Annotated in this window: 21 protein-coding genes; 16 read left to right on the top strand and 5 right to left on the bottom strand. The window is 69.8% G+C overall.

The features are described from left to right. The first annotated feature begins 45 nt into the window (after positions 1 to 45). From AB6V29_RS07550 to glmM, 4 genes are all read left to right on the top strand, one after another. Positions 46 to 882, top strand: a complete 837-nt coding sequence (locus AB6V29_RS07550; protein WP_267789374.1) for an alpha/beta fold hydrolase — start codon at positions 46 to 48, stop codon at positions 880 to 882. 346 nt (positions 883 to 1228) lie between these two features. Continuing rightward, entirely contained in the window at positions 1229 to 1675 is a 447-nt protein-coding gene (gene rplM / locus AB6V29_RS07545; RefSeq protein WP_094734663.1) for a 50S ribosomal protein L13, read from the top strand. 33 nt (positions 1676 to 1708) lie between these two features. Continuing rightward, positions 1709 to 2170: a 30S ribosomal protein S9 gene (gene rpsI, locus AB6V29_RS07540; protein WP_269453426.1), complete on the top strand. Its 462-nt coding sequence runs from the start codon at positions 1709 to 1711 to the stop codon at positions 2168 to 2170. A gap of 14 nt (positions 2171 to 2184) precedes the next feature. After that, positions 2185 to 3540, top strand: a complete 1356-nt coding sequence (glmM, locus tag AB6V29_RS07535) for a phosphoglucosamine mutase (protein ID WP_267786160.1) — start codon at positions 2185 to 2187, stop codon at positions 3538 to 3540. Between the two features lie 97 nt (positions 3541 to 3637). Here glmM and AB6V29_RS07530 read toward each other — a convergent pair whose 3' ends face one another. Next, positions 3638 to 4567: a Ppx/GppA phosphatase family protein gene (locus AB6V29_RS07530; protein ID WP_210072292.1), complete on the bottom strand. Its 930-nt coding sequence runs from the start codon at positions 4565 to 4567 to the stop codon at positions 3638 to 3640. 74 nt (positions 4568 to 4641) lie between these two features. Here AB6V29_RS07530 and coaA point away from each other — a divergent pair, with 74 nt between their 5' ends. From coaA to tsaE, 5 genes are all read left to right on the top strand, one after another. Further along, positions 4642 to 5601, top strand: a complete 960-nt coding sequence (coaA, locus tag AB6V29_RS07525) for a type I pantothenate kinase (protein ID WP_210072291.1) — start codon at positions 4642 to 4644, stop codon at positions 5599 to 5601. Between the two features lie 115 nt (positions 5602 to 5716). Beyond that, the gene (glmS, locus tag AB6V29_RS07520; RefSeq protein WP_307315150.1) at positions 5717 to 7567 is read left to right on the top strand and encodes a glutamine--fructose-6-phosphate transaminase (isomerizing); all 1851 of its coding nucleotides are present in this window, start codon (positions 5717 to 5719) and stop codon (positions 7565 to 7567) included. A gap of 103 nt (positions 7568 to 7670) precedes the next feature. After that, entirely contained in the window at positions 7671 to 8078 is a 408-nt protein-coding gene (locus AB6V29_RS07515) for a holo-ACP synthase (RefSeq protein ID WP_210072289.1), read from the top strand. Next, positions 8075 to 9196: an alanine racemase gene (gene alr, locus AB6V29_RS07510; RefSeq protein ID WP_369357890.1), complete on the top strand. Its 1122-nt coding sequence runs from the start codon at positions 8075 to 8077 to the stop codon at positions 9194 to 9196. Before AB6V29_RS07515 ends, alr begins: the two co-directional genes overlap by 4 nt. Continuing rightward, the gene (gene tsaE / locus AB6V29_RS07505) at positions 9193 to 9696 is read left to right on the top strand and encodes a tRNA (adenosine(37)-N6)-threonylcarbamoyltransferase complex ATPase subunit type 1 TsaE (RefSeq protein WP_267786164.1); all 504 of its coding nucleotides are present in this window, start codon (positions 9193 to 9195) and stop codon (positions 9694 to 9696) included. The genes alr and tsaE overlap by 4 nt, the downstream gene beginning before the upstream one ends. On the opposite strand, the gene AB6V29_RS07500 is transcribed toward tsaE, so the two are convergent. Then, positions 9674 to 10642, bottom strand: coding sequence for an alpha/beta fold hydrolase (locus AB6V29_RS07500; RefSeq protein ID WP_369357888.1), 969 nt, complete (start codon positions 10640 to 10642; stop codon positions 9674 to 9676). The genes tsaE and AB6V29_RS07500 overlap by 23 nt on opposite strands. A 65-nt stretch (positions 10643 to 10707) precedes the next feature. Between AB6V29_RS07500 and tsaB the strand changes: the two genes are divergently transcribed. Genes tsaB through AB6V29_RS07480 form a run of 4 tightly spaced genes read left to right on the top strand, consistent with a single transcriptional unit; the run spans position 10708 to position 13500 of the window. Then, positions 10708 to 11340, top strand: coding sequence for a tRNA (adenosine(37)-N6)-threonylcarbamoyltransferase complex dimerization subunit type 1 TsaB (gene tsaB / locus AB6V29_RS07495; protein WP_369357886.1), 633 nt, complete (start codon positions 10708 to 10710; stop codon positions 11338 to 11340). Next, complete coding sequence (gene rimI / locus AB6V29_RS07490; RefSeq protein WP_369357884.1) at positions 11340 to 11945, top strand: ribosomal protein S18-alanine N-acetyltransferase; 606 nt, start codon at positions 11340 to 11342, stop codon at positions 11943 to 11945. Before tsaB ends, rimI begins: the two co-directional genes overlap by 1 nt. Further along, on the top strand, positions 11945 to 13045 hold the full coding sequence (tsaD, locus tag AB6V29_RS07485) for a tRNA (adenosine(37)-N6)-threonylcarbamoyltransferase complex transferase subunit TsaD (protein WP_307315162.1): 1101 nt from the start codon (positions 11945 to 11947) through the stop codon (positions 13043 to 13045). Before rimI ends, tsaD begins: the two co-directional genes overlap by 1 nt. Beyond that, on the top strand, positions 13042 to 13500 hold the full coding sequence (locus AB6V29_RS07480) for a hypothetical protein (RefSeq protein WP_307315165.1): 459 nt from the start codon (positions 13042 to 13044) through the stop codon (positions 13498 to 13500). Before tsaD ends, AB6V29_RS07480 begins: the two co-directional genes overlap by 4 nt. A gap of 9 nt (positions 13501 to 13509) precedes the next feature. On the opposite strand, the gene AB6V29_RS07475 is transcribed toward AB6V29_RS07480, so the two are convergent. Next, positions 13510 to 14697, bottom strand: a complete 1188-nt coding sequence (locus AB6V29_RS07475) for a class I SAM-dependent methyltransferase (RefSeq protein WP_307315167.1) — start codon at positions 14695 to 14697, stop codon at positions 13510 to 13512. A 132-nt stretch (positions 14698 to 14829) separates the two neighbouring features. Here AB6V29_RS07475 and groES point away from each other — a divergent pair, with 132 nt between their 5' ends. From groES to AB6V29_RS07460, 3 genes are all read left to right on the top strand, one after another. Continuing rightward, positions 14830 to 15126 carry a co-chaperone GroES gene (gene groES, locus AB6V29_RS07470; RefSeq protein WP_039394204.1) on the top strand — a complete coding sequence of 99 codons (297 nt, stop codon included), beginning with the start codon at positions 14830 to 14832 and terminating at the stop codon, positions 15124 to 15126. Between the two features lie 137 nt (positions 15127 to 15263). Continuing rightward, complete coding sequence (gene rarD / locus AB6V29_RS07465; protein ID WP_369357880.1) at positions 15264 to 16205, top strand: EamA family transporter RarD; 942 nt, start codon at positions 15264 to 15266, stop codon at positions 16203 to 16205. A 166-nt stretch (positions 16206 to 16371) separates the two neighbouring features. Further along, positions 16372 to 17721, top strand: a complete 1350-nt coding sequence (locus AB6V29_RS07460) for an ABC transporter substrate-binding protein (protein ID WP_210072281.1) — start codon at positions 16372 to 16374, stop codon at positions 17719 to 17721. A 521-nt stretch (positions 17722 to 18242) separates the two neighbouring features. Here the strand turns inward: AB6V29_RS07460 and AB6V29_RS07455 are convergent. Together AB6V29_RS07455 and AB6V29_RS07450 are read right to left on the bottom strand one after the other, a co-directional pair. Continuing rightward, a complete protein-coding gene (locus tag AB6V29_RS07455; protein WP_056226465.1) occupies positions 18243 to 18965 on the bottom strand; it encodes an ABC transporter ATP-binding protein in 723 nt (240 codons plus the stop codon). Continuing rightward, positions 18962 to 19936, bottom strand: coding sequence for an ABC transporter ATP-binding protein (locus AB6V29_RS07450; RefSeq protein WP_369358182.1), 975 nt, complete (start codon positions 19934 to 19936; stop codon positions 18962 to 18964). Before AB6V29_RS07450 ends, AB6V29_RS07455 begins: the two co-directional genes overlap by 4 nt. Positions 19937 to 19939: the final 3 nt, after the last annotated feature.

Genomic DNA, 19939 nt, shown 5'->3' with positions numbered 1-19939 from the left:
TCAACCGCTCCCTTGCGTCCAGCTTCGACTCGAACCATGGCTGCCATGAGCGAGATCACCGCACACCACGGACTTCTGACCGACATCGACCTCCACGTCGACGACACCGGCGGCACGGGCCGCGCCGTCGTCCTCATCCACGGCTGGCCCCTCTCGGGTGAGTCCTGGGCTCACCAGGTGCCCGCCCTCGAAGCCGCAGGCTACCGCGTCGTGACCTATGACCGTCGCGGTTTCGGGCGCAGCGACAAGCCGCACACCGGCTACGACTACGACACCTTCAGCAACGACCTGGAGGCTGTGCTCGAGGCTCTCGACCTGCGCGACGTCACGCTCGTCGGCTTCTCGATGGGCGGTGGTGAGGTCGCCCGCTACCTGACCCGTCACGGATCCGACCGTGTGCACAGCGTCGTCTTCGCGGCCGCGGTGCCGCCGTATCTCGCCCAGACCGACGACAACCCCGAGGGTCCGCTCGACGACGCGACCGCGGACGGGATGAAGCAGGGTCTGAAGGGCGACGAGAAGGCGTTCTATCACCAGTTCACCACCGACTTCTTCTCCGTCGACGGCACTCTCGCCGTCCCGGAGGCCGAGCGCGCCGAGGCCGAGCGGCTGGCCAACCAGGCCGACCACCACGCCGCCCTGAAGTCGATGGAGGCCTTCGCGACGACGGACTTCCGCGAAGACCTCCCGAACGTGACGGTGCCGGCCCTCGTCATCCACGGTGACAGCGACGGAACCGTGCCCTTCGAGGGGTCGGGCAAGCGCACCCACGAGGCGATCGCCGGCAGCGAGCTGCACGTGGTCGCCGGAGCGCCCCACGGCGTCAACGTCAGCCACGCCGACGAGTTCAACCGCGTGCTGATCGACTTCCTGAAGCGCTGACCCCGCCGCCGCACGCGTCCCCACTCTCGCCCGCACCCGCGGAGGACGCGACGGATGCCGAGATGCCCCGCCACCCGATCGGTGGCGGGGCATCTGTGAGTGAGGGCGCAGGAGGAGTCCCGTGCAGGGGCGGAGTGAGAGGCCCGATTCCCGCCGGGCGGAGGCGGCAGCGTTTGGTCATGGCATCCGAATGGCGTAGTCTCGATCTTTGGTGCCCGCCTCTCTGCGAGCGGGTCGCCCGAACGTGAGCCCTCCACCGGCCCTGTTCTCCCGCCATCGGCGGGGTAACGGACCACCGGAGCGGGATTCACGAACTCCTCCGTTCGATCAAGAAAGCAGCACTACTGTGACGCGCACTTTCACCCCCAAGGCCGCTGAGGTCACGCGCGAGTGGGTCGTTATCGACGCCACCGACGTCGTTCTCGGCCGTCTGGCCTCGCACGCGGCGGTCCTCCTCCGCGGCAAGCACAAGGCGACCTTCGCCAACCACATCGACTCTGGTGACTTCGTCATCGTGATCAACGCCGAAAAGGTCGCGCTCACGGGCCAGAAGCTCACGCAGAAGAAGGCCTACCGCCACTCGGGCTTCCCGGGCGGACTGAAGTCCGTCACCTACGACGAACTTCTCGAGAAGAACCCTGTCCGCGCGGTCGAGAAGGCCATCCGCGGCATGCTGCCCAAGAACAGCCTCGGCGCGGCGCAGCTCAAGAAGCTCAAGGTCTACCGTGGCGCCGAGCACCCCCACGGTGCTCAGCAGCCCACGGCATACACCTTCGACCAGGTCGCCCAGTAAGCGCCGCCGGATAAGGACGAAACAGTGTCGAACATCGACTCCAGCAACTACAGCACCGAGACGCCGGCCGAGCAGTCGGTCGTCGCCACCGAGCGCCCCGTGCTCTCGGTTCCCGGCGCAGCCGTGGGCCGTCGCAAGCAGGCAATCGCCCGCGTGCGTCTCGTTCCCGGCTCGGGCACGATCACGGTCAACGGCCGCACGATCGAGGACTACTTCCCGAACAAGCTGCACCAGCAGCTGATCAACGACCCGTTCACGGTGCTCGAGCTCGCCGGCTCGTACGACGTGATCGCGCGCATCTCCGGTGGTGGCCCCTCGGGTCAGGCCGGCGCGCTGCGCCTGGGCATCGCTCGCGCGCTCAACGAGATCGACGCCGAGAACAACCGCCCGACCCTCAAGAAGGCCGGCTTCCTCTCGCGTGACGCTCGCGTCAAGGAGCGCAAGAAGGCCGGTCTCAAGAAGGCCCGCAAGGCGCCTCAGTACTCCAAGCGCTGAGTTCGATCCTCCGTATGCCTCTCTTCGGCACGGACGGGGTGCGGGGGCTGGCCAACGGCCTCCTCACCGCCGAACTCGCGCTGCACCTGGCCCAGGCGACTGCTGTCGTCCTGGGCCAGGGCCGTTCTGCGGAAGCGCGCAAGGCCGAGGGCCGTCGCCTCACGGCCGTCGTCGCCCGCGACCCGCGTGTCTCGGGGGAGTTCCTCTCGGCCGCGGTCGCCGCAGGCCTGGCCTCCTCCGGTGTCGACGTTCTCGACGCCGGCGTCATCCCCACTCCAGCCACCGCGTTCCTCATCGCCGACCACGACGCCGACTTCGGCGTGATGGTGTCGGCGTCGCACAACCCGGCCCCTGACAACGGCATCAAGATCTTCGCCCGTGGCGGAACCAAGCTGCCCGACATCGTCGAGCAGCGCATCGAGAGCGCCCTCGAAGGCGAGCGGCTGCAGCCCACCGGCGCGGGAGTCGGGCGCATTCGTCGTTTCGCCGACGCCGAGGACCGCTACGTGCTGCACCTTCTCGGGTCTCTGCCGCACCGTCTCGACGGCATCCACGTCGTCCTCGACTGCGCCCACGGCGCGGCGGCGGGCGTGTCGCCCGAGACCTTCAAGGACGCGGGCGCCCAGGTGACGGTCATCGGAGCCGAGCCCGACGGCTTGAACATCAACGACGGCGTGGGCTCGACGCACCTCGACGTGCTCGCCGAGGCCGTCGTACGTCTGGGCGCCGACGTCGGCATCGCCCACGACGGTGACGCCGACCGCTGCCTCGCCGTCGACGCGCAGGGCAAGATCGTCGACGGCGATCAGATCATGGCGATCCTCGCGGTCGCGATGAAGGAGCGCGGGGCGCTCGCCGATGACACGCTCGTGGCGACGGTCATGAGCAACCTGGGACTCCACCGTGCGATGCAGGCCCACGGCATCCGGGTTCTGCAGACCGGCGTGGGTGACCGCTATGTGCTCGAAGCGATGAACGAGGGCGGCTACTCCCTCGGCGGCGAGCAGTCCGGACACGTGATCATGAGCGATTTCGCCACCACCGGTGACGGCCTCTTGACCGGCCTGCACCTCGTGGCCGAGATGGCCCGTCAAGACAAGACGCTGGCTGAGCTCGCCTCGATCATGACCGTCTACCCGCAGGTGCTGGTGAACGTGCGCGGCGTGGATCGCGACGGCGTGAGCGACGAGGGCGTCCAGCGAGCCGTGGCCGCGTCGACGGCCGAGCTCGGCGACTCCGGTCGTGTGCTGCTGCGCGCGTCGGGCACCGAGCAGCTCGTGCGAGTGATGGTCGAAGCGGCCTCCGAAGAGGACGCCCGCGCACACGCCGATCGGCTGGCCGAGGTCGTGCGGGAGCGCCTCGCCCTCTGACCCCGGAGGACGGGGCGGACGTGCGTCGAGCACGCCCGCCCCGTCCTCGATCGGCGCTGACGTCCGCGGAGGTCCCGTCGAAGGGATGCCGCGGTGATCAGTACTCGAGCGATTCGATGTAGCGCAGCAGGACGCCCTCGCGCAGCGCCCAGGGTGAGACCTCGAGCTCCTCGACATCGAGCGCTTTCATGGCGCGCTCGACGACGACCGCGGCGGCCACGATCTGGAACGTGCGGTCGGCGGTGATGCCCGGCAGGGCCTCGCGTGCGTCGGCGGGGATGCGAGCGAGCCGCGGGATCCAGTCCTTCAGCTCTCTGCGAGGCAGCACCATGCGGTCGATGCCCGACCAGCCGGGGACGGGATAGCCCGCCAGTTTCGCGAGCGATCGGATGGCCTTGGACGACCCCACCACGTGGTCGGGGCGCGGGAGGGCGGCGAAGCGCTCGGCGACGGGGGCGAGGACGGATGCCGCGTGCTGACGCAGCGCGTCGATCTCCTCGCCGCTGGGAGGGTCGTGGGGGAGGAACTGCACCGTGGAGCGTCCCGCGCCGAGCGGCACGGACTCGGCGAGATCGGGGAGCTCGTCGGCGCCGCCCGCGATCTCGAGGGAGCCGCCGCCGATGTCGAACAGCAGGATCTGCCCCGCCGACCAGCCGAACCAGCGCCTCACCGCGAGGTAGGTGAAGCGGGCCTCGGTCTCCCCGCCCAGAACCTGGAGGGGCTGTCCGAGCGCTTCCTCGATGAGGGCGATGACCTCCTCTCCGTTGGTCGCGTCGCGCACCGCGGAGGTGGCCGTGGCGAGGAGCTCGTCGACCCGCTCGGCGCGGGCGCGATCGCGCGCGGCGGTCACGGCATCCACCAGTCCCCGCACACCCTCCTGCGAGATGGACCCGTCGGGCAGCAGGTAGCGCATCAGCCGGAGCACGGAGCGGTGCGAGGTGGTGGCGGTCGGTCGTCCTCCCGCCCGGGCGTTCGCGACGAGCAGGTGGACGGTGTTCGAACCGATGTCGAGGACTCCCAGGCGCACGACCCGAGCGTAGTGGCCGCGGAGAGACGGCCGGGGTCGGCGAGGGAGGGTGACGCCCCGGGTAGCATGAGCGGGTGTCCGCCGCCGAGACCGAGACCGCAGCTCCCGCGCCGTCGCTGAGCCCCTACCGTCAGATCGACCGCGACGACTGGGCTCGCATGGCCGGTGGGCTGGAGCAGCCGCTGACGGAGAACGAGATCGTGCAGTTGCGCGGCATCGGTGACCGGCTGGACCCCCGCGAGGTCGCCGAGGTCTACCTGCCGTTGAGTCGTCTGTTGAGCCTGTACGCGCGGGCCACCCGTCGGCTCGGTGCCGACACGAGCACCTTCCTGGGGGAGCCGGATGCCACGACTCCCTTCGTGATCGGAGTCGCCGGGTCTGTGGCGGTGGGCAAGTCGACCATCGCGCGTCTGCTGCGCGAGCTGATGAGCCGCTGGCCCGACACCCCTCGGGTGGAGCTGGTGACCACCGACGGATTCCTCTATTCGAACGCTGAGTTGGAACGGCGCGGTCTCATGGACCGCAAGGGCTTCCCGGAGTCGTACGACCGGCGGGCGCTCGTGGAGTTCCTCAGCGAGGTGAAGTCGGGTGCGGAGGAGGCGCGGGCTCCGTTCTACTCCCACGTGCGATACGACATCATGCCCGACGCGCACGTCACGGTTCATCGACCCGACGTCGTCATCGTCGAGGGGCTGAACGTGCTCCAGCCGCCGCCGTCGCCGAACGAAGTGGCCGTCAGCGATCTGTTCGACTTCTCGATCTACGTCGATGCCGATGCGGCGCACATCGAACGCTGGTACGTCGACCGCTTCCTCGCGCTGCGCGACAACGCCTTCACCAATCCGACCTCGTTCTTCAAGGTCTTCGCCGACATCAGCGACGAAGAGGCCGTCGAGCGTGCGCTCGGATACTGGCGCGAGATCAACCTGCCGAACCTCGAAGAGAACGTGCTGCCCACGCGCCATCGCGCGAAGCTCGTGCTTCAGAAGGGTGCCGACCACACGGTCGAGACCGTGCTGCTCCGCAAGCTCTGAACGGGCCGGCCCGGGAGCGACCTGGTCTCCGCCGTGCGGCTCCGAAATCGCTCGGGCCCGGCTCCCGAGCGGCCGCGGAGGGGTTTGCTCAGCCCCGCCACGTAGACTCGAATCCATGTGCGGAATCATCGGGTACGTGGGTCCTCGGCAGAGCCAGGACATCCTTCTGGCGGGTCTGTCGCGTCTGGAGTACCGGGGGTACGACTCCGCCGGGATCGCCGTGATCGACGGCGACGGGCGGCTCGACATGCGCAAGCGCGCGGGAAAGCTCGCCGTGCTGCGTGACGACCTCGAGTCCACGCCCATGCCGAACGGCACCACCGGCATCGGTCACACCCGCTGGGCTACGCACGGTGGACCCACCGACGCGAACGCCCACCCGCACCTGGCTGACGACGACAAGCTCGCCGTGATCCACAACGGCATCATCGAGAACTTCGCCGAGCTCAAGAGCGAGCTCGTCGGCGACGGCTTCGCGTTCCGCAGCGAGACCGACACCGAGGTCGCCGCGGTCATGATCGGTCGCGAGTACGCGCGCACCAAAGACCTGGTGCAGGCGTTCCGCTCGGTCGTGTCGCGACTCGAGGGGGCGTACACGCTCCTCGCGATGCACGAGGATCACCCGGGCCTGGTCGTCGGTGCCCGCCGCAACTCGCCGCTCGTGATCGGTCTGGGCGAGGGAGAGAACTTCCTCGGCTCCGACGTCGCCGCCTTCGTCGAGCACACGCGCAACGCGCTGGCCATCGGCCAGGACGAGATCGTGGCCATCACCCCCGAGGGTGTCGAGGTCACGGACTTCTCGGGCGCCCCCGTCGAGGTCGAGGCTTTCGAGGTCACCTGGGACGCCTCGGCCGCGGAGAAGGGCGGCTGGTCATCGTTCATGGCCAAGGAGGTCTCGGAGGAGCCCGAGGCCGTCGCCAACACCATCCGCGGTCGCATCCACGAGGGCCGGGTCGAGATCCCCGAGCTCGACGGCATGGACGACTTCCTCGCCGACATCGACCGTATCCTCGTCATCGCGTGCGGCACGGCGGCGTACGCCGGCATGGTCGGCAAGTACGCCCTCGAGACCTGGACCCGTGTCCCCGTCGACGTCGAGCTGGCGCACGAGTTCCGCTACCGCAACCCCGTGCTCACCCCCCGCACGCTGGTCGTCTCGATCAGTCAGTCGGGCGAGACCATGGACACCCTGATGGCTGTCAAGTACGCGCGTTCGCGCGGTGCCAAGACCCTGTCGATCTGCAACACCCAGGGGGCGACGATCCCGCGCGAATCCGACGCGATCGTCTACACGCACGCGGGTCCCGAGGTCGCCGTCGCCTCGACGAAGGCATTCGTCGCGCAGATCACCGCTCTCTACCTGCTCGCCCTGCACGTCGGCCGCGTCCGCGGTGCGGTCGATCCGGTCGTCGCCGTCGAGGCCGTGACCGAGCTCGAGGCGGTGCCCGGCAAGATCGCGCGCGTGCTCGAGACCGAGCAGGCCCGGATCGAGCAGCTCGCGCACTGGATGGCCGACACCCGATCGGTGCTGTTCCTCGGCCGCAATGTCGGTTACCCGATCGCGCTCGAAGGAGCGCTCAAGCTCAAAGAGCTCGCCTACATCCACGCCGAGGGCTTCGCCGCCGGTGAGCTCAAGCACGGCCCGATCGCGCTCATCGAGCCCGGTCAGCCGGTCTTCGTCGTCGTTCCCAGCCCTCGCGGCTCGGGCGAGATGCACAAGAAGGTCGTCTCGAACATCGAGGAGATCCGTGCCCGCGGTGCCCGTGTCATCGCGATCGCCGAAGAGGGAGACGTCGCCGTGCTCCCCGCGGCCGACGAGGTGCTGCGCATCCCGTTGGCGGCGCCGATGTTCGAGCCGCTCCTGGCCGTCGTGCCGCTGCACATCTTCGCGATGGGCCTGGCCGAGGCGAAGGGGCTCGACGTGGACCAGCCGCGCAACCTCGCCAAGTCGGTGACGGTCGAATAGACACCGCATCGAAGGGGCCGGATGCCGTGGCATCCGGCCCCTTCGTCGTCTCGGTGTCCGCAGGCACCGGCAGAATAAGAGTGAAGTCGAGAGGGGAGCGCACGTGATCGTCGGTATCGGCGTCGACCTCGTCGACGTTCCGCGGTTCGAGGAGCATCTGCGGCGTACCCCTCGGCTCATTCCCCGCCTGTTCTCGGCGACCGAGCGCACGCTCAAGCCCCGCTCCCTGGCGGCGCGGTACGCGGCGAAAGAAGCCCTGATCAAGGCGCTGGGCGGATCCGACGGCGTGCACTGGATCGACATCGAGGTCACCTCGGAGGCGTCGGGACGTCCGGTCTTCTCGCTCAGCGGCGAGACGGCTGCCACGGTCGCCCGCCGGGGGATCACGGCCCTGCATCTGTCGATGTCGCACGACGCGGGGCTGGCGACGGCGTATGTCATCGCCGAATCCCGCGCGGGCGCCGAGGCCCCGGCATCCGTGAATCCGCCCACTCGAGAGGACGACGCATGACGATGGCACCGGGAGTGCTGCGCGAAGCGATGATCGACGTCGATGCGATCACCGAGAACGTCCGTCATCTGCGCGCGTTGACGGGGTCGGAGATCATCGCGGTCGTCAAGGCCGCCGGGTACGGGCACGGGGCTCACCGCACAGCCGTCGCTGCGCTTCGCGGAGGGGCGACGCGCATCGGCGTGTCCGACATCGACGAGGCGCTGGCTCTGCGCCGCGCCGGCATCACCGCCCCGCTCTTCGCCTGGCTGCACGCTCCGGGCGCATCGTTCGTCGAGGCCGTGCGCGAAGAGATCGAGCTCGGTATCTCCGACATCGACCAGCTGCTCCGCGCGGCCGAGGCCGCTCACGGTGAGCGACCCGCGACCGTGCACCTCAAGATCGAGACCGGGCTGTCTCGAAACGGCATCGCCCCCGCCGAATGGCGCATGGTGTTCTCCGAGGCCGCGCGTCTCGAGCGCATCGGCCGGCTGCGCGTGGTCGGGCTGTTCTCGCACCTGTCGAACACGAGCGAGGCCGACGATCGCGCCGCTCTCGCCCGGTTCGAAGAAGGAGTGGTGCTCGCGGCGTCCGTGGGGCTGAATCCGCCGCTGCGGCACATCGCGGCCACGAACGCGGCCATCGCGCTACCCGAGACCCGGCTCGGGTGCGTGCGGATCGGCATCGGTCTGTACGGCATCTCCCCGTTCGAGCATCGCTCGTCGGCCGACCTGGGCCTGCGCCCGGCCATGACCCTGCGCGGCGCGGTCGCGGCCGTCCGGCGGGTTCCTGCGGGCACGGGGGTGTCCTACGGATACGACTACCGCACCGACCGCGAGACGACGCTCGCGCTGGTCCCCCTCGGCTACGCCGACGGCGTGCCCCGGCAGGCTTCGGGTCGGGGGCCGGTCTCGATCAACGGCCGCCGGTTCACCGTGGCCGGACGCATCGCGATGGACCAGTTCATCGTCGATGTGGGCGATCACCCGGTCGCGGTGGGCGACGAGGTCGTCCTCTTCGGAGACCCGACCCTGGGCGTGCCTTCGGCGCGGGACTGGGCGGATGCCGCCGACACCATCGACTACGAGATCGTCACGCGCGTCGGCGTGCGCGTGCCCCGACGGGAGGTCCGCGCGTGAGTGTTCCCGACGCACTGCTCGGCGAGCGGGTGATCGAGAGCCCGAGCGACATGGAGGAGCTGGGCCGGCAGATCGGCCGCGCACTGGCCCCGGGCGACGTGGTCGTGCTGACCGGGCCTCTCGGCGCCGGCAAGACGACCCTGACCCGGGGAATCGGCGAGGGGCTCGGCATCCGGGGTCCCGTCCAGAGCCCCACCTTCGTGATCGCCCGCACCCATCCCTCGTTGGTCGGGGGCACCCCTCTCGTGCACGTCGACGCCTATCGACTGGGGGCCGCGGTCGAGCTCGATGATCTCGACATCGACGTCGCGGGTTCCGCGGTGATCGTGGAGTGGGGCCGCGGCGTCGCGGAGTACCTCGCCGACACGTGGTGGGAGATCGAGATCGACCGTCAGGTCGGGGGACGCGGGGTCGACAACGCCTGCGGCGAGATCGCCGTGCACACCGTCGAGCTCGACGCCGACGCCCCGCGGCGGGTCACGATCTCGCGTCTGCCCTGAACCCCGCTCGACGCGCAGAGGCGCCGCCGGATCTTCCCCCTCTTCCGCGCGATGCCGGGGCGCGGTCCGCAGCCCACACCTCGCGCAGCGCGCGCAGGGTCTCGACCGGTTGCTCGACGTGGGCGAAGTGCCCGCTCTCTTCCAGAACACGGTCGTCGTAGTCGCGCATCAGTCGCTCCCACTGGCGGGCGTCGCGCTCGGCGACGAAGACATCGCCCGCACCCCGGACGGAGCGCACCGGGCACGAGATGCGTCGCCACACGCCGTCGTCGTGCGCGCGAGAGAGGTGGGCCGCGGACAGGAAGGCCGAGGGACGGATCTCGTCGGCGAGATCGTCGGTCACCGACCGGTCAACGCTCTCCGGATGCCGGAAGAGCGGGCGAGAGAGGCTGTGCAACGCTCCCGTGCGACGCAGTAGGCGCAGCAGCGGGCGGGCGAGGGGGCCGAGACCGCGCAACACCCGCATGGCGAGAACCATCCCCGCCAACCACGGCAGCCTCGGAGCCTGACGGAACGGCCGCCGGGCGACGGCGCGCGCACCGGCGCCGCTGGGGGAGACCACCCCGACCGCGACGGTCTCACGGGGGAAGCGGGCTGCGACGTCGAGAGCGATCACGCCCCCGAGCGAGTGCCCGACGACGCGCCATCTCGGGTAGCCGAGTGCGCGGGCGACGCCGGCTACCGCCACCGCGATCTCGGCCGGCTCCGGCACCGGCCCCGGCGTCTCGCCCCAGCCCGGGAGATCGACCGCGACGACGTCCGACAGGGGGAGGCGGAGCTGGTCGCTCGCCGCGATCATCGGACGCCACGTACGCCACGACCCGGCCGCGCCGTGCAGCAGGATCGTGGCGACGGGGCTCCCCGACCGCCGACCCGCGTGCACCACGATCGGCGCCGCCCCGGTGGGGACGACGACGCGGCGGAGGCCGAGGTCGTCATGATCCATGCCCCCTCTTCGGAGCGGAGGGGGAGTTCGGATGCCGCCGAGGAGCGGCCGGATACGCTGGATGCGTGATTCTCGGCATCGACACCTCCCTCGGCACCGCCGTCGCCGCGATCGCCCGCGACGGAGAGGTGCTCGCCGACGAGCAGAGCTCCAACCCGCTCGGCCACGCCGAGGTGATCGGCGATCTCCTGCGCCGGGCCACGGTCGCAGCCCCCGCCCCCACGCACGTCGCTGTCGGCATGGGCCCCGGTCCCTTCACCGGGTTGCGGGTGGGTATCGCCACCGCTCGGGTGTACGCCCTCGGCCGCGGCATCCCCGCCGTCCCCGTGCCGAGCCACGACGGCATCGCCCTCGGTCTCCTCCTCTCCGACGCGCTCACGGGGACCGACACCGGTCGCTTCGCCGTCGTCACCGACGCGCGGCGCAGGGAGTTCGCCTACAGCGTCTACGAGGGCATCGACGACGACGGTCTTCCCGTGCGGGTGTCGGACGCGCAGCTGAGCCCTCGCGACGACCTCGACGCCCGGCTGGTTGCCGCAGGCGCCCGTCGATACGACGCCACCACCGTGTCGGCCGCGATGATCGCGCTCGCCGCGGCGCGAGCCCTCGACGCCGGCCGCACGCTCGCGGACTCCGAGCCCCTCTACCTGCGCAGCCCCGATGTGGTCGCCGCGCACGCGCCCAAGCGGGTGAGCTGATGGCGACCCGCACCGCGACCGTCGCCGATCTCGACGGCATCATGGCGCTCGAGCGCGCCTCGTTCCCGACGGATGCGTGGAGCCCGGCGATGATGCGCGAAGAACTCGCCTCACCGCACGGCTGGTACGTCGTCGTCGAAGAGGCGGGTCGACTCGTCGGCTACGCGGGGCTTCGCGCGGTGCGCGGGGCCCGGGATGCCGACATCCAGACGATCACCATCTCCGAGGCCGCGCGCGGCCGGGGGCGGGGCCGGGCTCTGCTGACGGCTCTGCTGGAGGAGGCCGTTCGCCGCGAGGTGCACGACGTGTTCCTCGAAGTCCGCGCCGACAACCCCGTCGCGCAGAAGCTGTATCTCTCCGAGGGCTTCGCCGAGGTCGGTCGCCGCCCCCGGTACTACCAACCCGACGACGTCGACGCGATCGTCATGCAGCTCGATCTGCGCGGGTGGGCCGGGCGGCGGGCGGAGACCGCGGGCATCCCGGCATCCGGTCTCGAAGGACCGGACCGGTCTCACGGAATCGGATCGGAGGCGCCGGGAGATTCGATTCCCCTGCCCTCGTCCGAATCCACGCCACCGACCGCCTCCGGAAAGGGCTGGTGCTGATGAACGCGCCCCTCGTACTCGGTATCGAGACCAGTTGCGACGAGACGGGCATCGGCATCGTCCGCGGCCGACAGCTGCTCAGCAACACGATCGCCTCGAGCATGGACGAGCACGCCCGCTACGGCGGGGTGGTGCCCGAAGTCGCCGCGCGCGCCCACCTCGAGGCGCTGCAGCCTTCGATCGACGCGGCGCTCGCCGAGGCCGGCGTCACCCTCGGCGACCTCGACGCCGTGGCCGTGACGAGCGGTCCGGGTCTCGCGGGGGCCCTGATGGTCGGGGTGGGCGCCGCCAAGGGGCTCGCCGTCGCCCTCGACAAGCCTCTCTACGCCGTCAACCACCTGGTCGGGCACATCGCCGCGGACATCCTCGACGCCGACGCGGGAGAACTCGAGTACCCCACCGTCGCCCTTCTCGTCAGCGGTGGGCACACCTCGCTCCTGCTGGTCCGCGACCTGACGAGCGATGTCGAGCTCCTCGGCGAGACGATGGACGACGCAGCGGGCGAGGCCTTCGACAAGGTCGCGCGCCTGCTGAAGCTGCCGTACCCCGGTGGCCCGGAGATCGATCGGGTCGCCGCCTCGGGCGACCCCACCGCGATCCGATTCCCGCGCGGGCTCTCGCGGGCCTCCGACATGGCATCCCACCGCTACGACTTCTCGTTCTCGGGCCTGAAGACGGCCGTGGCTCGGTGGGTCGAACAGCACGAGGCCGCGGGCGAGCTCGTCCCGGTCGCCGACGTGGCCGCCTCGTTCCGAGAGGCCGTCGTCGACGTGCTCGTGACCAAGGCCCTCGACGCCTGCGAGCGTCACGGCGTTCCCCGCCTGCTGCTGGGCGGAGGCGTCATCGCCAACAAGCGCCTACGTGATGTCGCCCTCGAGCGGGCCGCGGCCGCCGGTGTGACCGTGCGCATCCCGCCACTGCGCCTGTGCACCGACAACGGCGCGATGATCGCCGCTCTCGCTGCGGAACTCATCTCGTCGGGTCGCCGCCCCTCGACCCTCGCCTTCGGAGCGGACTCGACGCTGCCCGTCACCGAGATCCAGGTGGCGGAGGATCCGGATGCCGACGCCCCGGCGCCACGCGCAGGAACGACGCTGTGACCGACACGCCGCCGCCCACCCGCCGCGCACGCAAGGAAGAGGCCGGCCCCGCAGTCGACCTTCCCCCCGTGCCGCCCCTGCCCGCCGGCGTCCGCGCCGCGGGGTCAGAGATCGTCGCCCCCGAGGTGGACGACGACAACCGTCTGCCCACCGCCCAGCTCGAGATGGCGGCGTTCGGCGATCACCTGATCCCGTATGCGCCGCCCGTCCCTCCGAAGCCGCCGTCCGTCGCGCCCTGGGCCCTCGGCGTGGCGGTCATCGCACTGGCGGCCGCGTTGTTCACCGGCTGGCTGCTTCCGGTCGGTGTGATCGGCTCGACTCTCGCGATGGTCTCGCTCCGGCGGGCCCACGACAGCCGCCGGGTCGCCGTGTGGGCCCTGGCGCTCGCGCTGCTCTCCGTCGCGTTCAGCGTCGGCTGGCTGGTCTGGGGCTTCTCGCAGCTCGCCGTCGGGTGAGCGGAGCCGTCAGACGCGGTCGGCCAGCAGCGCGAGACGCTTCGACCCCACGCGCGTGAGGATGAGCGTGGCTGAGGAATCCCCGCGCAGAGCGAGCTTCTTCCGCAGCACCGCCGGGTCGACGTCGACGCCGCGCTTCTTGATCTCCAGCGTGCCGATGCCCCGCGCGCGCAACGCCTGCGCGAGTTTCTTCGGGTCGGCGGGCAGCTGCTCGCGCACCCGGAACGACGACACGAACGGGCTCGTCAACGCCGCATCCGAGGTGAGGTAGGCGATGCCGGGAGCGAGCATGCCGGCATCCAGGGCTCGACCGACCTCGCCGATGAGACGCGCGCGGATGACGGCCCCGTCGGGTTCGTGCACGAACTCGCCGAGCTCGCGCTCCTCGACGTCGGGGCTGTCGCCCGGGGCGGTGAGCTCCCACGCGTCGTCGGCGCGCACGACGAGTGCCGCGCGGCGAACGCCCTCGCGGGCGAGAGCGCCGGCCCAGAGCACGAGCTCGATCGTCGAACCGTCGGCGCTGATCCACTGCGCCTCGAACTCGTCGGGGATCTGCGAGCGGTCGAAGCCCGGCCCGAGCTTCACGCCGCCCGGCGTCTTCCTCAACTGTTCGAAGACCCACTCGAGCGAGGGCGACCACTCGGCCGACGACACCTGTCGCGTCTCGGCATGACCGGCGGTGCGTCGCGCGGGGTCGAGCCACACGGCATCCGTCGCGCCCAGGTCCACGTCTTCGGCGCGCGCGTGCCGCACCGTCGCCGCGTCGCCGAAGGGGGCGAGGTTGTAGGCGGCGATGGCGGCGGTCACCTCGTCGGCGTCGACGGCGTGGACCCGGATGCCGAGGCCCGCCATCCCGAGGGCGTCACCGCCGATCCCGCACCCGAGGTCCGCCACGCTGTCGATCCCCGCGGCGCGGAAGCGGCCGGCGTGACGGGCGGCGATCGAGAGGCGGGTGGCCTGCTCGAGGCCGGCGCGCGTGAAGAGCATGCGGTCGGCGAAGGGTCCGAACTTCGCCGTCGCGCGCGCCCGCAGGCGTGCTTGGCCGACGACGGCCGACACGAGATCGGGGGAGTGGCCGGCGGCCCGCAGGCGCGACACCGACCGGGCGACCTCATCGACCGAATCGAGGGTGCCCACCTCGTCGAGGAGGCGCAGGCCCTCGGGCGTGAGCAGGGCGGTCAGCTCGCTGGTATCCACTGATTCAGCCTAGGCGGGGGTTCTTGCTGGCACTCGCGTTGCGTGAGTGCCAGCGCTTCTCTACACTCGAATTAGCACTCTCCCCGCGTGAGTGCTGACAAGTCTTCTGTAACGAGAAAGAAGAGGTAGACCGTGTCGGTTTCCATCAAGCCGCTCGAGGACCGCATCGTCATCAAGCAGGTCGAGGCTGAGCAGACCACTGCGAGTGGTCTCGTCATCCCCGACACCGCCAAGGAGAAGCCGCAGGAGGGCGAAGTCGTCGCCGTCGGCCCCGGCCGCATCGACGACAACGGCAACCGTGTCCCCCTCGACGTCGCCGTCGGCGACCGCGTGCTCTACAGCAAGTACGGCGGCACCGAGGTCAAGTTCGGCGCCGACGAGTACCTCGTGCTCTCGGCTCGCGACGTCCTGGCGGTCGTCGTCCGCTGATCGAGTGAGATCGTTCGAAGGCCCCGGATGCCACGGCATCCGGGGCCTTCTTCGTGCCCGCCGACGGAGTCCGAGGTGGCAGGAAAGACGCGACGGTCGGCGCTCCGAGTCGTCGAGGGGACCCCTAGGCTGAAGCGGTGACCCCCGCTCCTCCCGCTCCGACCGGCGGGAGCACCCGCGGAGCGTTGTACGCGCTCGGCGCGTACCTGCTCTGGGGCGTCCTCCCCCTCTACTTCCTGCAGCTCAAGCCCACCGGCCCGTTCGAGGTGGTCGCCTGGCGGATCATCCTCGCGTTCGTGTTCTGCCTGCTGCTGTTGACGGTGCTGCGCACGTGGCGGCCGTTCCTCGCGATCGTGCGGCAGCCGCGGCTCATGGGGCTCACCGCGTTGGCGGGCGTACTCATCTACATCAACTGGCAGACCTACCTCTACGGCGCTTTGACGAACCACGTCATCGAGACGAGCCTCGGCTACTTCATCAACCCCATCGTGACGGTGCTGCTCGGGGTGATCGTGCTCCGTGAGCGGCTGCGCGTCGTGCCGTGGATCGCCATCGGCCTGGCGGTCGTCGCGGTCGCGGTCATCGTCATCGGCTATGGCGCTTTCCCCTGGATCGCCCTGACCCTCGCCTTCTCGTTCGGCTTCTACGGTCTGGTGAAGAAGCAGATCGGACCGGCGGTGGATGCCGTGAGCGGGCTAGCCCTCGAGTCGCTGTGGCTGCTCCCGGTCGCGGCGATCCAGCTGGGGTTCGTCGCGAACCTCACCGGCATCACCCTGGGCACGGCGGGAGCACTGCACACCGGTCTGCTCCTGCTCGCGGGAGCCGTCACCGCCGTCCCCCTCCTGCTGTTCGCCTCGGGGGCGCGGCGCGTACCGCTCACCGTCATCGGCCTGCTGCAGTTCGTCGCGCCCATCATCCAGTTCGGGATCGGCGTATGGGTGCTGCACGAACCCATGACCCTCGAACGGTGGATCGGGTTCGCACTCGTGTGGGCGGCGCTCGTGATCCTCAGCGTCGACTCCGTCGTCGCCTCGCGGCGTCATCGCCGGGCTGCGGTGGACGTGTCCGAGCCCGTTTGACCTGTTTCTTTCGTTTCGCGGCTCGGAATTGCCGCGCAAAAGTAACGATTAGGTCGCGTAATCGACCGTTAACACATTGCAACATCGCGGCTACAAGTGCGCCATTAGGTTTGTCACAATCCGAGCGGGTTATCCGCGCGGTTCCAACTCACCAAGGAGCACCCATATGAGTGTCCTCTCCCGTTCGCGTGCGGCGAAGGTCATCGGCGGTTTCGCCGTGGTCGGCGTCACCGCGCTCGTCCTCGCCGGTTGTACCGGTACCAGCACTCCGTCCGACTCCGGCAACGCCGCCGGTGGAGGCGACTTCCCGATCGACTGCAACGCCGCCGAACCCGCCTCGTACACGCCCGAGTACTCGTCGACTTCGACCGGCCCCGCCAAAGACCTCACGTACAACATCGGCACGGCGCTGCCCGTCACCGGTAACCTCGCCTTCCTCGGCCCGCCCGAGATCGCCGGCACCGAGCTCGCGGCCGCCGATGTCAACGCCGCAGCCAAGGGCGTGAACATCAACCTTCTCCAGGGCGACTCGGGTGACACCGACAACAAGGCCTACGAGACCGAGATCCCGCGCCTGCTGGGTGCGGGTGCGACGGCGATCGTCGGTGCCGCGTCGTCGGGAACCTCGCTGCAGTTCATCGACCAGGTCATCGCGGCGAACGCCGTGCAGATCTCGCCTGCCAACACCTCGGCTGCCTTCACCGGGTACAACGACAAGGGCCTGTACTGGCGGACTGCTCCCTCGGACGTGCTCCAAGGCGAGGTCCTCGGCAACCTGATCGCCTCCGAGGGCAACGAGACCCTCGGCATGATCGTGCTGAACGACTCGTACGGCACCGGTCTCGCGTGCTTCACCAAAAAGGCGTTCGAGGGTGCCGGCGGATCCGTCGTGGCCACCAGCCTCTACAACACCGGTGACACGAACTTCTCGGCGCAGATCGAGGACGTCCTGGCCCAGAAGCCCGATGCGATCGCCCTGATCACGTTCGACGAGGTCTCGACGATCATCCCCGACCTGACCGCCAGCTTCGCGAAGGACAAGCTGTTCTTCGTCGACGGCAACCTGAAGAACTTCGGTACGCAGTTCCCGAACGGCACCCTCACCGGCGCCAAGGGGACCTACCCGAGCGTCGATCCCGACTCGACGGCGACTTTCCGCAGCACGCTGGAGTCGTTCTGGACCGGTAAGGGCAACCCCAAGCTCGACGACTTCACCTATGCCCCCGAGTCGTACGACTCGGTCATCCTCCTCGCCCTCGCGGCGCTGAAGGCGGGCTCGGCGGCCGGTCCCGACGTGGCTGCCAACATGCAGGCGGTCTCGGGCGGTACGGGCGGTGGCACGAAGTGCACCACCTACGCCGCGTGCGCCGACATCATCATCGGCGGCGGCGAGGCCGACTACGACGGCGTCTCGGGCCCGATCACGTTCAACGACGTGGGCGACCCGACGCAGGCCACCATCGGTGTCTTCGAGTACGGCGACGACAACAACTACAGCTGGCTCCGCGCCGGTTGATCGGTTCCCCGTGAAGGGCCCCGGGACTTCGGTCCCGGGGCCCTTTCCCGTACGCGGGGGGGGGGGAGAGACCGTTCCGCGGCGCGGCCACGGCATCCGCGCACCTTCAGCTCCCTGCGGGCGGCGCGCACCTCGAACGATTGGCCGCGAAGGTTCCGGGCGGGGTGCGTTCGTCCGCATTCGAAAAGGCCCGGACGGTGAGGCGTCCACAGGCTCTGACCGCGGCCTCGTGGCAGGCGCACGTCAGCACGAGGCGGCGTCGGAGGGGCCCAGCTAGTCGGCGCGGACCGTAGAGCGAATGAGAAGCCTCGGGTCCGTGGCATCCGTTCTCCCGCCTCGCCCGGGCGGGACATCGCGTCCGCTGCAACGAGCGGCCCGACGACGGCGCGCACTGACCTCCGAGAAGGGCACGTCGTCACCTTCGAAGCGGTTAGGGCGGGGAAGCCGGGCGGGCGCACCTCGGCGGCAAAGCGGAAGGCCCGAGCCCCTGGGGGACTCGGGCCTTCCGGCGGGGGCTCGGCTCAGGTGCCGAGCGTGCCCAGGTACAGGCCGATCACGGCCGGGTCGTCCATGAGCTCGCGACCGGTGCCGGTATAGGCGTCGCGGCCCTGGTCGAGCACGTAGCCGCGGTCGCAGATCTGCAGGCAGCGGCGGGCGTTCTGCTCCACCATGATGCAGGTCACCCCGGCCTTGTTGATCTCGGAGACGCGGATGAACGCCTCGTCCTGACGAACCGGAGACAGGCCGGCCGACGGCTCGTCGAGCAGCAGTACCTTCGGGTCCATCATGAGCGCGCGTCCCATGGCGACCATCTGGCGCTCACCGCCCGACAGCGAGCCGGCGCGCTGCTTCAGGCGCTTGGCGAGGTCGGGGAAGATGCTCGTGACGAAGTCGACGCGCTCGTTGAACCCCTTCGGTCGCTGATACAGGCCCATCTGAAGGTTCTCCGCGATCGTCAGGCTGGGGAACACGTTGTTCGTCTGCGGGACGAACCCGACGCCCTTGGCGACGAGCTTGTTGGCCCGCAGGCCCGTGATCTCTTCGCCCTGCAGCAGAACGGACCCCGAGCGTACCTTCACCTGGCCGAAGATCGCCTTGAGCATCGTCGACTTTCCGGCGCCGTTGGGGCCGATGATGCCGATGAGCTCGCCGGGAGCAGCGGTCAGGTTGGCGCCGTTGAGGATGTTCACGCCCGGCAGGTACCCGGCATGCACGTCGCGGAGCTCGACAACGTTGGCGGTCATCGACCGTCCTCCTTCTCGTGCGACGACTCTGCGTCGATCGCGGCGTCGACCTGCTGCGCGGTCTCGAGCAGCTCGGCGGCTGCGGTCGAGTCGACCGTGCCTTCGTGGCGGCCGGTGACAACACCCAGGTCGACGTCCTGGTGTGCGCCGAGGTACGCGTCGATCACGGCCTGGTCCTTCATGACGGTGTCGGGCGGCCCCTCGGCGACGATCTTGCCCTCGGCCATCACGACGACCCAGTCGGCGATGTGGCGGACCATGTGCATGTCGTGCTCGACGAACAGCACGGTCATACCGAGGTCCTTGAGGTCGAGGATGTGGTCGAGCAACGACTGCGTCAGCGCGGGGTTGACCCCGGCCATCGGCTCGTCGAGCATGACCAGCGTCGGATCGCTCATGAGCGCTCGCGCCATCTCGAGGAGCTTGCGCTGGCCGCCCGAGAGCGATGCGGCGAAATCCGTCTCCTTGGAGTCGAGCTTGAACCGCTTCAGCAGATCGCGCGCCTTCTCGTCGTTGGCGGTCTCCTGCTTGCGCCAGACGAAGGGGAGGATGCTCGAGAGCAGGCTCTCGCCCTTCTGCTTCGTCGCGCCGAGCTTCATATTCTCGAGGACGGTGAGCAGACCCAGCGCTTTGGTGAGCTGGAACGTGCGCACCTGACCCATGCGGGCCGCCTTGAACGCGGGGATACCGGCGAGGTTGCGGCCGTCGAACGACCACTGGCCGCTGTTGGGCTTGTCAAAGCCGGTCAGGAGGTTGAACAGCGTCGTCTTGCCCGCACCGTTGGGCCCGATCAGCGCCGTGATGGCATTTCGTGGGATCTCTAGGTGCTTCACATCGACGGCGGTGTTGCCGCCGAAGTCGCGGCGGACGTTGTCGGCGATGATGATCGGGTCGACCTTCGCGACGCCGGGGGCGATCTCGCCCTTGTGCAGCCCGGTCGCCTTCACCCGCGGCGCCGAGGCGCTGGGCACGAC

The organism is Microbacterium sp. 20-116 (assembly GCF_041079415.1).
GTDB lineage: Bacteria > Actinomycetota > Actinomycetes > Actinomycetales > Microbacteriaceae > Microbacterium.
This window is presented reverse-complemented; position numbering and strand designations above follow the sequence as displayed.

Bases quoted from the DNA above. Each gene is read 5' to 3' on its own strand.
- tsaD (WP_307315162.1), top strand. From the start codon at position 11,945: ATGAACGCGCCCCTCGTACTCGGTATCGAGACCAGTTGCGACGAGACG.
- glmM (WP_267786160.1), top strand. From the start codon at position 2,185: ATGCCTCTCTTCGGCACGGACGGGGTGCGGGGGCTGGCCAACGGCCTC.
- alr (WP_369357890.1), top strand. From the start codon at position 8,075: ATGACGATGGCACCGGGAGTGCTGCGCGAAGCGATGATCGACGTCGAT.
- AB6V29_RS07460 (WP_210072281.1), top strand. From the start codon at position 16,372: ATGAGTGTCCTCTCCCGTTCGCGTGCGGCGAAGGTCATCGGCGGTTTC.
- glmS (WP_307315150.1), top strand. From the start codon at position 5,717: ATGTGCGGAATCATCGGGTACGTGGGTCCTCGGCAGAGCCAGGACATC.
- AB6V29_RS07455 (WP_056226465.1), bottom strand. From the start codon at position 18,965: ATGACCGCCAACGTTGTCGAGCTCCGCGACGTGCATGCCGGGTACCTG.
- AB6V29_RS07550 (WP_267789374.1), top strand. From the start codon at position 46: ATGAGCGAGATCACCGCACACCACGGACTTCTGACCGACATCGACCTC.
- rimI (WP_369357884.1), top strand. From the start codon at position 11,340: ATGGCGACCCGCACCGCGACCGTCGCCGATCTCGACGGCATCATGGCG.
- AB6V29_RS07500 (WP_369357888.1), bottom strand. From the start codon at position 10,642: ATGGATCATGACGACCTCGGCCTCCGCCGCGTCGTCGTCCCCACCGGG.